This is a genomic window from Roseateles sp. Mitsp63, from assembly GCF_059491535.1.
Genome location: NZ_CP168509.1, coordinates 455,906 through 470,338, shown reverse-complemented (window position 1 = coordinate 470,338; position 14,433 = coordinate 455,906). Strand labels below are relative to the sequence as shown.

Below are 14,433 nucleotides of genomic sequence, written 5' to 3'. Positions count from 1 at the left end.
CACTTTAGAAGGAGCCCGGATAGGCATCCTTGTTCATCTGAATCAACTGCTGAAGCTGAGAGTTCGGAACCTCTGGATAGACGCGTCGAAGTTCCTTGATGTCCCGCGCTAGCACGTCACGCGGCGTTGTTAGACCATCCATGCTTCGAGACACAATCCCATTCGGCCCCTTGATCGTATGCCCAACCTTTGGCACAAGGATCGAGGGAGCACTCAGCGGATCGTAGCCGGGAATCAGGTCCTTCATTAGGGCCTTTTGTCCAACATGATGCGCGTCCAAGCCCTTCACGGCCCCAACCAACTCGTCATAACGGCCAACGCTAAACCGACCTAAATCTTTTGCGACTACTTCTCCGCTCGGCCTTCCACGTTGTAGGAACATGGAGAAAGCGGCCGCGGACACCTCGGCAGCCACGCCGTTCGCAGATGCGGAATCCGGCGGCGTGTAGGTTCCCTCGACCTGTCGAGCAAGAAAGCGAGTATAGAAATTGCTGTCGGGGCTATCCGGTTGGTTGTTCTTGACAAAACGATCTAGCGCCCCGCGCAATAGCTCCTTTCCATAACCCCTGGCATCAATCTCTCCCACGAATCGACGGAACATATCCGGATCGGTGATATTGCGGAAATCTTGAACCCACCCGGAAATGGTCGACGTCAGGAACTTGATCCCTGTCGCTTCCATCGCCATGGGATAACTCGGCGTCGACCAAGTCGAGTTCGAGTACTGTGCGGCCCCAACAGTCTGTCCATTTCCGGCCGAAGTGGCTGCGGGTACGCTGCCCCAGGGTGAGGAGATAGCCGCTCCAACATTGATTCCGGTCGCGGACCCGCCTGTCGCCTGTACTTGGAACGCGAACGTGTATCCCACCGGATCAAACCCGGTCGGATCCGCTGCATCCAACGGTCGGTTCAACACATACGCATAACGGTCGTAACTCTGCCCTTCATGTGCCGAGGCGATATTCGGATCTCCACTGGTGAACCGCGCCAACAGCGGGTCATACGCCCGGCCGTTCATGTGGATCAGGTCCAGTCCTTCCAGATGTTCATGCAGGGTGTAGCCGCGATCTGTCGCGGCATTGATGCCGCCAGGCAGATCACCCTCCGCCGTCGCCGTGCCATTGGTTTGACGCACCCTCCCCCACGGATCGAAGCTGCGCCGCTCCACGACCACTCCGCTTGAATTCGTCACCGCGACCACGGATCCAAGGTGGTCGTAATGCAGATAGTTGACGGCCACCGGCGTGCCGTTGCTCACCGTGCCAGTCGTGCTCACGATCTCCGCAATGGGACGACCGTCTGCCTCGACGTAATGCTTGTACTGCGTCGCTCCGCCCTTTGTCTCGCGCTCAAAGCTCAGACCATTGCTCGCGTCAGGATGCATGTACAGCGTGCGTGCCAACGGGTAGCTGCCGTTCTGCGGCTGACCGTTGCTCTGTCGGCAGCGCGAATCGAAGATCGTCTGCTGCACCCGGAGCCCTTCGCCCTGGTACAAGAACTCATGGCACTTGCGTGCCGCGCCCGCCATTCGCAGCAATCCGGCATTCGTGTAGAGGTTGTCCGAAAAATTGCGGACCGTCATCTGGCCGGCCACGTCGTAGTCGTAGTCGACATTCACTGCGCCGCGCACCGCAGTCACCGCGTGCGGACGCTTGCCGTCGGGCTGCGCGTAGAAGTAGGTCCCGACGTCCGTCTTGCTGACGATCCGGCCCACCGCGTCGTACGTCACATCCACCCGGCTTCCGGCCACCTGCGTCTGGTCGAGCAGCGACTTCCGGTAGTAGGCCTTCAACCGCCCCAATTCATCAACGTCGGTGGTTTCCAAGAGCCCGCTCGGCAGGTCGAAGCTGTCCTCGCGCTCGATGATCTGCCCGATCTGATCCCGGGTGTACTTCGAGAACTGGACCGCATTGTTCGCGCCAGCAGCGATGCGATCCACCCAGCCCATGCCCACGCCGTTGTATGTGACGCTGGTCTTCACGCCATTGCCGTACGTGAACGCGGTCGGCCGCCCTCCTTCATCGCCGCCGTCGCGCGTCCATAGCGTCGCGCCCCCCATCTGCGCGCTCGTGGCCTTGATCGGCAGCCCCAAGGTGGGATGCCGTGCGTAGGTCACCGAGAAGCCGGTCGGATAGGTCTGAGTCTCGATCCGGCCGTAGGCGTCGTAATCCGTCCTTGCGGTCAGGGACTCGGTCGCGTTGGCGCAGGCATTCCCGCCGACCTTCATGACGGTAGTCGTGGGCCGACTCTGAGCGTCATAGCCATGCTCGCGGCAATAGCCGTTGTCCGTATAGACCTTGGACAGCTTGCCGATGCCTCCAGTCGCGGTGTCGTAGACGAAGCTCGTCGTCAGATCGCCATCCTCGCGAAGCGTCACGCGCCCGAGCTTGTCATACGTCATCTTGGACGTCTTGCTCAATGCGTTTGTCTGTGAAACCACCTCGCCGAATGCGTTGTACTCGTAGCTCCAGTCGCCGAGGTCCGGATCCTTCTGGCTTACCTTGCGACCGAGCGCGTCGTACTCGACCGCCACCACGTCGCCATAAGGCCCAAGCACCCGAGACAGCCCACCTTGCGGGTCATAGAGGAACCCCGTCACGTTGCCACGCGCGTCCGTCGTCGACGTGGGCCGACCGCGGAGGTCGGCGGTGCTCGTTCGCATGCGATCGACGCCGCGCACATTTACTCGGGTGATCGTGTCCAGCCCGTCGTAGCTGATCCTCGTCACCGCGTTGTTGGGCGTCTGCTCCAGCGTCCTGCGCCCCAGGTCATCCGTCTCGCTGTAAGTCCAGATGTAGGACGAGGTCGAGAAGTAAGGCTGTGAGACAAGCCACACGTTGCCGCGCCGGTCATACACCGTGTCCTTGTAGACGGTCGCAACGGTGCCGTTCCCGTCGAGCGCTTGCGTCTCGCGCCGGACCTCCCGGTTCAGACGGTCGAAATAGATCTTGGTCGCCGGCTCGATCTGCACGCCCGCGCTTGATCGCACCGTCGCCGTGACGATCGTCGCGACCCGCGGACCGGACTGGAAGGAGCATCCGCTGGAACAGGCTTCATAACTCCATTCCGTGTAGTCGGTATAAGCGGAGCTGTCACGATTGGCGTATCCGCGCCGCTCGAAGCGCTTGCGACCCAGCCCGTCGTATTCCCATCGCGTCACCCAGCCGTTCGGATCAACCCGCACCGTCATGCCGCCGAAGGCCGGATCGAACTCGACCTGCTCCTTCTGGTCCAGGGCATTCATCCTGTCCGATGGGAAGCGACCGTCGATCGTCCAGGTCGTTCCACTCCGGCGCGTCTGTTGACCCGGCACCTGTCCCGCCCAACCCGTCCGGCTCTCCTTCGACGGATTGCCCTTGTCGTAGTCGTACTCGGTCACGAGTTTCTGACCGTCCGATCCGTCCGGCTGCTCGGTCTTCTTCTTGAGCAGGCCCGTGATGGCGTCGTACTCAAAGGTGGTCTCGTGGACAGGACTCTGCGTCACCGGCACGGTCAACTCAGCCGCGCTTGCGCTGGCCAAGTAGACGCCACCGCTCGCCAGCAACAGCCCGATTGCCAGCCGCTGCGATCGACAGCCTCGCGTCGCTGCGGGACGCGGCACGTCTTGCTTCTTCATCTTGCTCTCCCTCCATACCCCGCGGATCGGCGATCCGGAGGCCTCTCTCCGACTGAGCGCCGCGCGGAGCGCGCGGTCGTGTTGTTCAACGCTGTTTCTGGCGCGAGGCTGCTCAATCGTCGAGCAGGATGGTCAGGATGGCTGACAGCACCTCGGGGGAAACCGGCTTCACGAGGGCCTGCACATCCTTGGCGGGAGCGGCGTCGACCGCTGTCGAGCGGGCGGTCGCCGCATTGCGGATCGACGTCACTTTCCGGGACGTCAGTTGACCAATCAGCCAGTTCTTCTTGTCGGCCTGGTACGCCATGACGGAAGTCGTCGACCCGGTGGCGTCCCACGTCACCTGCTTGGTCAGATCCCCCCACTGCACGAGCGGCGAGGAGGCCCCACCCTCGCGAGTGCCCTCGTACTCGTTCACGGTCACCGTATTGCTCACCTGCTTCTGTGCAAGATCCCAGCGCTGCACCGTGACCGACTGCGTCGCGAGCATCTGCCGGGCGTTTCCGCTGTATTCGCCGGCGGCGCCCAGCGACTGACGCAGCGGACCCATGGTCGTCCGCCCCACCAGGACGCCGTCGGTGGTCTGCTCTTCCTGATAGAGCGTGACCGGATAGTTCTGATCGAACACCCGCCTCGTCACCGTGCGGCTGTTCAAGTCCTCAACGCTCCGAGTCTTGAAGCCGAAATTACCGCGATCGAAATGGGCCAGAGCCTCCGTGTACAGGTACTTGGTGGTGCGCACGTCACCGAGCCCGTCGTCGCGATCCACGTACGACACGATCTTGACGGGCCCATTCGCCTGCTTCCACGGGAACACAGGCAAGACGCCAGGCTTCGCATAGGCCTTCGCGGGAGCGGTAGGCTGAGCGAAGGAATAGATCACCTTCGTAACCGCCCCCAGGCCGTCCTCGAACGAGGTGACTGGCTGCATCGCATGCTGCGCGGACGACGCGATCGCGATGGCGAAACCGCCGTAGCCAACGATGTCCGGATATCCGTCGCCGTCCACGTCCTGGAAGAAGCGCGGGGTGCGCGTGCTCTTGTACCAGGCGTTGTTGGACGGATCACGCCCATCACTCCCGGTGGTTTTGAAGTTGGTGGTCCATACCGATTCCGCCAGGAGCGCATTGCCATTGGAGATCGCCACATGCATGCCCGAGCCGTCAAACGCCACCAGATCGGGCAGCCCGTCACCATCGACGTCCGCCAGCATCCTGGGATTGTTCAATCCATCCGAATCCCAGTAACCGCCGGACAGCTCAGTGGTCCAGGTCGTGGCATCGAGGAACGTCGTCCCGCTCCAGAGCGAAACGCGAACTCCGGAGGAGGTGAACTGCACCAGGTCCGGATATCCATCGCCATTCATGTCGGCCATTCGAATGGAGGCGTCCCGTTGGGGGTCGGCCTTGATGGTCGTACTGTTCGCCGCGCCCCTGCCGGCAAATTTTCCAGTCACCGGATCCCAAGGCATCACGAAGATGCCGTCATAAGACACGCCGACGATGTCCGCATAGCCGTCGCCGTTCATGTCCTCGAGGAAGATCGGCTGACGCGACAGGTAGCCGACGCAGGAGGGGCCATACCAGCCGGGTGACGACATCTTCATGTCGGAGCTCACCAGCACGGGATCGCCAAAGGTGCCGGTCCCCCGATTCCAGTAGGCGACATACCCGCCCCCATTGGTGAATCGCAGGACGTCGGGAAACCCGTCGCCATTCATGTCGAGGATGTAGCGCGGCGCGCCGATGTCATCGGTTGCGCCATTGCAGTGCTTCCCTCCCGCGATCGCGTTGGGCCACATCACCTGGGTCTCGTTCCCGTCGAATGATTGCGTGGCCGGATTCCAGTACGACACGTAGCCGCCGATCGCCGGACCATCGCTGCCCGAGTTGATGTTCGAGAAGCCCAGGATGTCCGGATACCCGTCGCCGTTCATGTCCACCAGCGTGCGGTAGTGGAAGCCACCTCCCGCGTCCGCGTCGTTGTCGGCCCACCGGTAGAACTCGTCCCTCGCCGTGAACTGCGTGGTGACCAGCTTCGGAGTGCTTGGGAACTTCCCGTTCGCATCGCTCAAGTAGGCATATACGCCACCGGGGGCGAAGGCCACGAGGTCGAGATAGCCATCGCCGTTCATGTCAACCAGGCGGCGCAGGTAGGACCCGCCCTCCTTGCCGAAGCCTTCCTTGTCGACGAACTTCAGTTTGGGATCGGTGGGTTGGCCGACGACGAACGGCGCATTGACTTTGGTGGCAGCCGACGTCCATGACGGCCAGTGGAACAGCAACGGAGGCAGGCAATCCGCCTCGGCGGCACCCGAGACGCACTCGGTGACCGACTTCAGCCTCGGAATGGGCTGCTTGCCCTGTGTATCGCCCCGGGCATCTCCGTATTCGTAAGCAAGCTGGTACTGTTTGACGGTGCGATTCGCCCCCTGTGCTCCAGCACCCGGCAACGACGAGGTGATCTTGCTCAGGAGCTTCGTGTACTTGATCTGAGTTCCAGCGACATAGAGCGTGCGCGGATTCCAATCGGCCATGTACTCCAGCGCCACTTTGACGTTGCCGCCGGCATAGCTCACCTCCTTCAGCGTGATCTCGCCGTCGGCCATGTCGTACTTGAAGTCGATCGCGTTGCCGCTGCGATCGGAGATCCTGTTGACATACCAAGTGAGCACCGTTGTCGGCTGCTGGATGCCGGTCGGCGCGACGGGCAGCAGGCGGGAATCGACCGTGTTGCCGAATTCCAGCCTCAACCCGCTCTTCTCTTCGACCGTGAAGTACTTCGGTCCCGAGCCGGCAGTGCCGTAGGACGTGATGCGCGAGAAGTTGTCGATCTCGGGCCGGTACACCGCGCCCTCGGCGCCGTAGGTGCCGCTCTGCTCCAGGGTCAGCCGTTGTCCCTCGAAGCAGAACCTGTCACCGCCGGTCAGGCTGATACCCCCGCGCTCTCCGTCCTGGGCTTTGGTGCGAGGGCAGCGCCGCACCGCCGGGACGCCCTCCAGCGACCAGAAGGCACCTGCGATGCCGCGCGCGGCTTGGCTGTCATGCTGCAGGACCAGCTTGGGCTGCATGCCGGCCACTCCCGGCGGCACCTGGATGGGAATCTGGTAGACCGCAGCCCCGGCGTCTGTCACCGTCAGGCTGGCTGGCGTCGAGCCCGCGAGGGTCGCCGCGTCTCCGCAAACAGGCACGCAGGCAACCATCCCCGCCAAGGCGAGTACGCCCCGGGGCTTCATCCATTTCGTCATCTTTCCCTCCCGGGCGCCGGGAGCCGGCGCCGTTGCATCTGGCGGTCGTCTCGAGGACGCCGAGCCGGGCCCTTCCTTCAGCGAGGAGTCGTTGTCGGGCACCGTCAATCGGCGCGGATTCTATGTCCGCGACTGAACGCCGGCTTGACAGATGAATGACCGCATCCTCACGTCCGCACCGCGAGCATCACCTCCTGATGCCCCTTCCCCGCCGGGATCATCGGAAAGCAGTTCTCCACCGGCGCGACAGCCACGTCGAGGAAGTACGGCCCTTCGCTCGCCAGGCACGCGGCCAGCGCGGCATCCAGCTCCTCGCGCCGCGTGACCCGCGCGGCCTCCCAGCCGAAGCCCTTCGCCACCGCGACGAAGTCCGGCATGCACGCGTTGTAGCTGTGGCTGTAGCGCTCCCCGTGATGCAGCTCCTGCCACTGCCGCACCATCCCCATGTGGCCGTTGTTGCACAGCACGACCTTCACGCCCGCGCGGTGCTGGCGCGCCGTCGCCATCTCCTGCAGATTCATCAGGATCGACGCGTCCCCGCTCACGCACACCACGAGCCGGCCCGGATGCGCCACCTGCGCTCCGATCGCCGCCGGCAACCCATAGCCCATCGTGCCCGCGCCACCCGAGGTCAGCCAGCGCCGCGGCCGCTCGAAGGCCAGGTGCTGCGCCGCCCACATCTGATGCTGGCCGACATCCGTCGACACGATCGCGTCGCGACCCGCGAGCTGCTCGCGCAGCCGCGCCATCAGCGCCTGCGGCGCGATGACCTCCGGCGTGTCCTCGAAAGCCAGCGAGCGCCGCGCCCGCCAGCCCTCGATCCGCGCCCACCACCCGGCAAGCCGCTCCGCCGTCATCGACCGCCGTTCCAACGCGCGTCGCAGCCGCGGCAGCAGAGAGCGCGCGTCGCCGCACAGCGAGAGATCGGCGCGGCGCACCTTGTCGATCGATGCCGGATCGATGTCCAGATGAATCACCCGCGCGCCCGGCGCGAAGCTGTCCAGCCGGCCCGTGACGCGGTCATCGAAGCGCGCCCCCGCGCAGACGATCAGGTCCGCGTGATGCATCGCGAGATTGGCCTCCAGCGTGCCGTGCATGCCCAGCATCCCGAGCCACTGCGGCGATGACGCCGGCAATGCGCCCAGCCCCATCAGCGTCAAGGTGCAGGGCGCGCCGCTCGCGGCCACCGCCGCGGCGAACTCCGCGCAAGCCGCATCGCCTGCGTTGATCAGTCCGCCACCGCCGTAGAACACCGGCCGCCGCGCCGCCGCGATCCAGTCCGCGGCCCGCTCGATCGCGTCCACGTCCACGCCGATCGCCACCGGCAGCGCCGCGCGCTCGCGCCGCTCCTCCGGCCAGCGCCGGGACGACGGCGCCAACTGCACATCCTTCGGCACGTCCAGCAGCACCGGCCCGGGCCGGCCGCCTCGCGCGACCTCCACCGCCTTGCGAACCATCGCCGCGACATCCCCGCCAGGCCGCAGCTGCGCATTCCACTTCGTCACCGGCCGCGAGATGCCCAGCGCATCGCATTCCTGGAACGCGTCCGTGCCGATCGACGCGCTGTTCACCTGCCCGCTGATGCACAGCACCGGCACCGAGTCGCACAGCGCATCGAGCAAGCCCGTCGTCGTGTTGCTCATGCCCGGCCCCGAGGTCACCAGCACCACGCCCAGCCGGCCCGTGCTGCGCGCATAGCCTTCGGCCGCATGGACCGCCGCCTGCTCATGACGGACCAGGATGTGGCGCAGCCGCGGTTCGCCATGCAGCGCGTCGTACAGCGGCAGCACCGCGCCGCCGGGATAGCCGAACACGGTGTCCACGCCGCAGGCCACCAGCGTGTCGAGCAGCGTCTGCGCGCCATTGCGCGGCGCGTCGGCCGCCGTGTGCATGGCGCCCAGCGCGGCGCCCTCGGTCAGTGCATTCATGCGCAGCAGTATCCCGGCAGCCTCCCGGAAAGGGTTGCCGTTCCTGCCTCCTAGAATCGCCTCCGCAGCAAATCTTCCTTCCATAACGCCATGGATCAGCAAATCAAGCTCGACAGGTTCGACCGCGCCATCCTGCGCGCCCTGCAGCGCAACGCGCGCGCGAGCCTTCAGGAGATCAGCGAAGAGGTCGGCCTGACCACCTCGCCCTGCTGGACGCGCATCAAGCGCCTGGAGGAGTCCGGCGTCATCGAGGGTTACACCGTCCAGGTCAACGCCGAGAAGATCGGCCGGCCCGAGCAGCTGATCGTCCAGCTCACGCTGAACAAGCACACCGATGCGGCGATGGCCGAGTTCGCGCGCCACCTCGAGGCGATTCCGGAGGTCATCGACGCCTACCTGGTCTCCGGCGACTACGACTACGTGCTGCGCCTGTCCGTGCGCGACACCCGCGACTACGAGCGCCTGCTGCGCGAGAAGCTCTACAAGATCCCCGGCGTGCGGCACAGCAAGTCCAGCTTCGTGCTGCGCTGCCTGAAGGCCAGCTCGCTGCCGCTGTGACGCGGGCTCAGGCCCCGGGATCCTCGGCCGCGGACGCCGCGGCCCCGCCGCCCCGGCCCGGGATCTCCGGCAGCTTCAACAGCCGCAGCGCATAGGTCCGCAGCGCGGCGATGTGACGGCGGACCGCCTCGGCGCCCGTCTCCGGATCGGCATGCGTGATCGCCTGCAGCATCGCTCGGCCCTCCACCGGCAGCACCTCCAGCTCCGGCGCCCACAGGGACAGCCGTGCCCGCCGGAACGCCTCCAGCAGCCGGCCGCGCGAGGCCTGCATGTCGAACGCCTGGCCGTTGCCGGCCAGCCGGCCCAGCTGGTGCTGCAGCGCCTCGTCCGCCGCGAGCAGCTCGCCCACGAGGCCCGCGCGCGCCGCCTCCTCGACCGGCCCCACCAGCGTCCGCGCGCGCGCGATCGCGGCCGCGGACAGCCGCTTCTCCATGCGGCAGGCCTGCATCACCAGCATGGTCTGCAAGGCCGCGCGCACGTCGAAGTACTCCTCGATGAATCGCGCGTCGACCTCGCGCACCACCGCGCCCTTGTTCATCCGCATGTCCACCATGCCATCGCCCTGCAGCTGCAGCAGCGCCTCGCGCACCGGCACGTTGCTGACCTGGTAATGCGCGCTCAGCTCGTGCAGCGTCAGGTGCTGGCCGAGCCGCCAGCAACCCTCCTCGATGTCGGTACGGATCTGGTCGCGCAATCGCAGATAGGTCGGCGTGTTGATCGGGTAGGGGGAACGAGCCATCGCGGCACTCCGTCCAGTGGAATTCGCCCGCGCGGCATTGCACGGGCGGCCTGCCACTCTACGAAGGCGGCCCGGCTCCCGCGCCGGGTGATTCGGGCCCTCGGCGAGGTTCTTGCTGAAGCGCAATGAATGCGCAATTGGCGGCCGGATTCGCTCCTCGATTCATGTGTCCATTGCGGGATGGCCTACCGGAATCAGTCGAACCGCTCCCGCATGCAAGGCAATCGCTGTGTCGTTTCCGCATCGCCTCGTACCAAGCGCTACAGTCGCGGCCGGGAGGCCAGCGACACAGAGGCGAATGCCCGTTGTCGAATCACTCGAATGGAGCCGTTGAATGGCCAAGTCGTTGAAGCAAGTCCTGTCCCAGATCGAAAAGCTTCAGAAGGAAGCCCAGGCGCTGCGCGCCAAGGAGATCTCGGGCGTCGTGGCCCGGATCCGCGAGGCCATCGAGCATTACGGGCTGACGCCCGAGGAGCTGTTTGGCGGCGCGGCCGCCAAGCCGCGCGGCACGCGCCGGGCGGCGGCCAGAACGGCCAAGGCCAGCGCGCCCGCGCGCAAGGCCGCACGCGGCGGCGGCACGCCGAAGTACCACGACGGCGCCGGCCGCACGTGGACCGGCGTCGGCAAGCGTCCCAACTGGTTCAAGGACGCCCTGGCCGCCGGGAAGACGGCCGAGGATCTGTTGATCAAGTGATTGGCCGGCGCGTTCGCGCCACGTGGTTGATGAGCTGCTCGATCACCATATCGCCTGCGGTCATCGCGGAGAGCGACTTCGCCTTGCGACTCATCTCTTCAGCCCGCGATTGCAGGCTCTCGGGTTCGCCCACGTGACGAGCCAGAACTTCCAGTTGTTTATCGTCCAGGGCGTTGATGGCGTTGCGCGTGAACTCGGCCGCCATCGTCCCGAGAAACTCTTCAGCAGGCCGGCGATTTCCGTCTGGTTCCACCATCGGGTTCACCGCGTCCCTGGCCTTTCTGACCCGTGAGGCGCAGACGCAAAAGTTGGTGGAGAACAGTCTCTTCAGCAACTCGTCGCGTGCCGCGCCGGCGCCGTAGGAAGAACGACCGAAGAGCCCCTTCATGCCCGGTGGATGGGATGCCGAGAAATTCCGGACCAGCTGCCGAATGGTCACATTCAGCTGCCCTAGAGCCTTGGACAACTCCTTGGCGGCGACTTTGGAATTCTTGGCGGCAACTCTGGATTGGCGATCTGTCAGAAGATCGGCCGCCTCGCTGAGGCGATACCTTTTAGGAGGCAGGTCCGGTCCCGCATTGTGATCAATCGTCGAGTAGATCGTCCCGTCAGACTCGGCACTTGATGGCGAGGCGCCGCTGTGAACGAACTGGTGATTGGACGGCGGGTTCTGCGAGTGCAGCAGCGTGACGTAGATCAGAGGCTTCTTTTGAACTGCCGCATAAACGGGCTCTTCATGAGCCGCGGGGGTGTCTGTTTCGGGCTCATTCTGAGTTCCTGAATACTCAGAAAGATTGGCATAGTCCGAACTTGGTTCTGTGAACCTCGAAGTAGTCGATTTGAGCGACATGGCGATGCGACAGAGTTGAACACGGCGGCCCGACAACGCTCTGTCGCGGCCGCCGATTCAGTCCATCACTCCGCCCCGGGTGGTTCGGGCACGGAACCCGAACTCTCTGACATTCACCAGATCCTGCAGCGCTCCGCGTCCGGCTTGACCATCTTTTGGCCGGGCTTGCAGCGGAAGGCCTGTTCGAACTCCGGCATGTTCACCGCGACACCATTGATGCGGTAGCGCCCCGGCGAGTGCGGATCCGTCAGCGCATGCACGCGCGCGTACTCCGGCCGGGCATGGCTGCAGTCCCATTGCGCGAAGCCGACGAAGAAACGCTGCTCCGGCGTCAGACCCTCCGCGTCCGCGGGCTGTGGCTTCATGTCCGCGATCTGCGCCTTCCAGGCCGCGTGCGCCAGCACCAGCCCGCCCAGGTCGGCCAGGTCCTCGCCCAGCGTCAGCTTGCTGTTGATGCGGATGTCGTCGACCACCACGTACTGCGCGTACTGCTTGGACACGCACGCGGCGCGCTGCTCGAAGGCCTTGCCGTCCTTCTTCGTCCACCAGTCGCGCAGGTTGCCCTTGGCATCGAACTGGCGGCCTTCGTCGTCGAAGCCATGGATCAGCTCATGGCCGATGGTCCCGCCCGTGTTGCCGTAGTTCGGCGCGTCGTCCATCCTGGGATCGAACAGCGGCGGCTGCAGCACGCCGGCCGGGAAGTTGATGTCGTTCATCTGCGCGTCGTAGTACGCGTTGACCGTCTGCGGCGTCATGCCCCATTCGCCGCGGTCCAGCGGCTTGCCGATCTTCGCGAGCTGGCGCTTGAGCTCGAACGCGTTGCCGCGCATCACGTTGCCGGCGAAGTCGTCGCGCGCCACCGTCAGCGGCGCGTAGTCGCGCCAGCGCTCCGGATAGCCCACCTTGTTGACGATCGCATGCAGCTTCTCCTGCGCGCGCTTCTTCGTGGTCTCGCTCATCCAGCTCAGCGAGTTGATGCGCGCGGCCATCGCCTCCTCGATCTGGCGCGTCATCGTCAGCGTCTTGTCCTTCAGGTCGGGGCTGAAGTTGCGGGCGACGAACTCCTGGCCCAGCGCCTCGCCGAGCTGCGCGTCGACCAGCTCGACGCAGCGCTTCCAGCGCGCCTTGATCTGCGGCACGCCCTGCAGCGTCTGGCCGAAGAAGTCGAAGTTGGCCTGCACCACCGGCGCGGCCAGCGTCGGCGCCTGGCTGCTCAGCAGCTGCCAGCGCAGGTAGTCGCGCAGCTCCGCGGGATCGCGCCGCGCGAGCTCCTTGGCCATGGCCTTGAAGAAGGCCGGCTCGGTCACGTTGAGGCTCTTGGCCGGGTCCAGGCCCAGCGCGCGCTGGTAGGCCGCCCAGTCGAAGCCCGGCGTCAGCGCCTGCAGGCCCGCGGCCTTCATCGGGTGGAAGCTCTTGTAGGGATCGCGCTTGTCGACGCGGCCCAGCGAGGCCTGCGCCAGCGCCGTCTCCAGCGCCATGACGCGGCGGGCCTGCGCCTGCGCGGCGGCGGGCGCGTCGCCCAGCAGCTCGAAGCTGCGCGCCACGTGGGCCACGAACTGGTCGCGCAGCTGGCGCGATTTCTCGTCGTCCTTGAAGTAGTACTCGCGGTCCGGCAGGCTCAGGCCGCCGGCGTAGGCGAAGGCGATCACCTTCGTCGAGTCCTTCATGTCCTGGCCCGAGGTGAAGCGGAACAGCACCCGCTCGTTGTTGGTCGCCAGATGCAGCGCGGCCAGCAGCGCGGGCAGCTCGCGGCGGTCCTTCAGCGCCTCGATGCGCGACAGCAGCGGGCGCAGCGGCGCCAGCGCCTGCTGGTCGGCGGCCGACTCGTCCATGCAGGCGGCGAAGTAGTCGCCCATGCGCGCCTGGTTGGCGCTGCGCGCCGGATCGGCGGCGGAGAGCTTGTCCAGCACGCCCCACAGGTAGCGCTGGTTCTCGTTGGCCATCTTGGCGTAGACCGACCAGCGCGCCTGGTCCGGCGGAATCGGGTTGGCGGCCATCCAGCCGCCGCAGGCGTACTGGTAGAGGTCCTCGCAGGGATCGGCCGTGCGGTCCATCGCGGCCGTGTCCAGGCTGGGCGTGTAGGGCAGGCGGTCCAGCGGCCCTTCGGTGGCGACCGGCCCACTGCCGAACGGGGCGGAAGCGGCGCCCGCCGCGGCCGAGGCGGCGGGGTCTTGCGTGGGCGCGCTGGCGCTGGCGCAGGCGCCAAGGACGGCGGCCGCGACGAGCGCGGCCGCGGAGGTGCGGGCAAAGGGACGGTTCATGGCCGACAGCGGGTGGTGGTTGCTGGCGGGCATTCTCCGTCAGCCGTCCGGCCCCGCCGGGTGCCAAACGACACCCCGCGATTCGCCCGGCTGGCGGGTCACTGCGGCATCTTCTTGAAGTGCCGGGGCAGTTCTTCGATCACCGCGCGGTACTGATGCTTGCTTCCCGGAGAAATCGATACCTGCGCGTCACCGACGCTTGTCGTCACGCCGGGTGTCGATCGCAACGACTCGAGTTTCGGCGGTGGGCGAGTCGGCTGCGGGGGGTGCGATGGCGCGGAGGCGTCGGTGACCGTGCTCTGAGGGGTCGCTTTGGCTTCTTCCACGTCGCCGTGCGTCCAATACAGATCGTTCTGAACGACAACTCTCATCTCCTCCTCCTGCCCGGCTGGATGCTCCTGCCCAGATTCCTCGGGTGGGCTGGACCGGACGCAGCCGCAAAGCGCCGTGAAGAAACCTGATATCGACATGGGAGGTCTCCGTGGAAGTGAAAGGGCGCGAGCGGCATCGCCGCCCGCGCCCTGTGAGTGGAGACCTGGC

Annotated in this window: 9 protein-coding genes; 2 read left to right on the top strand and 7 right to left on the bottom strand. The window is 65.7% G+C overall.

The window, feature by feature from the left end; translation table 11 throughout:
• Positions 1-4: 4 nt before the first annotated feature.
• The 3 genes from ACEN96_RS02050 to ilvB form a co-directional block, all read right to left on the bottom strand.
• Positions 5-3,616 carry an RHS repeat domain-containing protein gene (locus ACEN96_RS02050; RefSeq protein ID WP_495586390.1) on the bottom strand — a complete coding sequence of 1,204 codons (3,612 nt, stop codon included), beginning with the start codon at positions 3,614-3,616 and terminating at the stop codon, positions 5-7.
• 112 nt (positions 3,617-3,728) lie between these two features.
• Positions 3,729-6,863, bottom strand: coding sequence for an FG-GAP-like repeat-containing protein (locus ACEN96_RS02045; RefSeq protein WP_495586389.1), 3,135 nt, complete (start codon positions 6,861-6,863; stop codon positions 3,729-3,731).
• A 167-nt stretch (positions 6,864-7,030) separates the two neighbouring features.
• A complete protein-coding gene (gene ilvB, locus ACEN96_RS02040; RefSeq protein ID WP_495586388.1) occupies positions 7,031-8,791 on the bottom strand; it encodes a biosynthetic-type acetolactate synthase large subunit in 1,761 nt (586 codons plus the stop codon).
• 90 nt (positions 8,792-8,881) lie between these two features.
• Between ilvB and ACEN96_RS02035 the strand changes: the two genes are divergently transcribed.
• Positions 8,882-9,349, top strand: coding sequence for an Lrp/AsnC family transcriptional regulator (locus ACEN96_RS02035; RefSeq protein WP_495586387.1), 468 nt, complete (start codon positions 8,882-8,884; stop codon positions 9,347-9,349).
• A gap of 7 nt (positions 9,350-9,356) precedes the next feature.
• Here ACEN96_RS02035 and ACEN96_RS02030 read toward each other — a convergent pair whose 3' ends face one another.
• A complete protein-coding gene (locus tag ACEN96_RS02030; RefSeq protein WP_495586386.1) occupies positions 9,357-10,088 on the bottom strand; it encodes a GntR family transcriptional regulator in 732 nt (243 codons plus the stop codon).
• A gap of 334 nt (positions 10,089-10,422) precedes the next feature.
• Here ACEN96_RS02030 and ACEN96_RS02025 point away from each other — a divergent pair, with 334 nt between their 5' ends.
• Positions 10,423-10,782, top strand: a complete 360-nt coding sequence (locus ACEN96_RS02025; RefSeq protein ID WP_495586385.1) for an H-NS histone family protein — start codon at positions 10,423-10,425, stop codon at positions 10,780-10,782.
• On the opposite strand, the gene ACEN96_RS02020 is transcribed toward ACEN96_RS02025, so the two are convergent.
• The 3 genes from ACEN96_RS02020 to ACEN96_RS02010 form a co-directional block, all read right to left on the bottom strand.
• A complete protein-coding gene (locus tag ACEN96_RS02020; RefSeq protein WP_495586384.1) occupies positions 10,775-11,632 on the bottom strand; it encodes a hypothetical protein in 858 nt (285 codons plus the stop codon). The genes ACEN96_RS02025 and ACEN96_RS02020 overlap by 8 nt on opposite strands.
• A 113-nt stretch (positions 11,633-11,745) precedes the next feature.
• Positions 11,746-13,926 carry a M13 family metallopeptidase gene (locus ACEN96_RS02015; RefSeq protein WP_495586383.1) on the bottom strand — a complete coding sequence of 727 codons (2,181 nt, stop codon included), beginning with the start codon at positions 13,924-13,926 and terminating at the stop codon, positions 11,746-11,748.
• 65 nt (positions 13,927-13,991) lie between these two features.
• Positions 13,992-14,264 carry a hypothetical protein gene (locus ACEN96_RS02010; RefSeq protein ID WP_495586382.1) on the bottom strand — a complete coding sequence of 91 codons (273 nt, stop codon included), beginning with the start codon at positions 14,262-14,264 and terminating at the stop codon, positions 13,992-13,994.
• Positions 14,265-14,433 lie beyond the last annotated feature (169 nt).

Coding starts and splice junctions, on each gene's coding strand:
- ACEN96_RS02050 (WP_495586390.1), bottom strand. CDS start 3,616: ATGAAGAAGCAAGACGTGCCGCGTCCCGCAGCGACGCGAGGCTGTCGA.
- ACEN96_RS02045 (WP_495586389.1), bottom strand. CDS start 6,863: ATGACGAAATGGATGAAGCCCCGGGGCGTACTCGCCTTGGCGGGGATG.
- ilvB (WP_495586388.1), bottom strand. CDS start 8,791: ATGAATGCACTGACCGAGGGCGCCGCGCTGGGCGCCATGCACACGGCG.
- ACEN96_RS02035 (WP_495586387.1), top strand. CDS start 8,882: ATGGATCAGCAAATCAAGCTCGACAGGTTCGACCGCGCCATCCTGCGC.
- ACEN96_RS02030 (WP_495586386.1), bottom strand. CDS start 10,088: ATGGCTCGTTCCCCCTACCCGATCAACACGCCGACCTATCTGCGATTG.
- ACEN96_RS02025 (WP_495586385.1), top strand. CDS start 10,423: ATGGCCAAGTCGTTGAAGCAAGTCCTGTCCCAGATCGAAAAGCTTCAG.
- ACEN96_RS02020 (WP_495586384.1), bottom strand. CDS start 11,632: ATGTCGCTCAAATCGACTACTTCGAGGTTCACAGAACCAAGTTCGGAC.
- ACEN96_RS02015 (WP_495586383.1), bottom strand. CDS start 13,926: ATGCCCGCCAGCAACCACCACCCGCTGTCGGCCATGAACCGTCCCTTT.
- ACEN96_RS02010 (WP_495586382.1), bottom strand. CDS start 14,264: ATGAGAGTTGTCGTTCAGAACGATCTGTATTGGACGCACGGCGACGTG.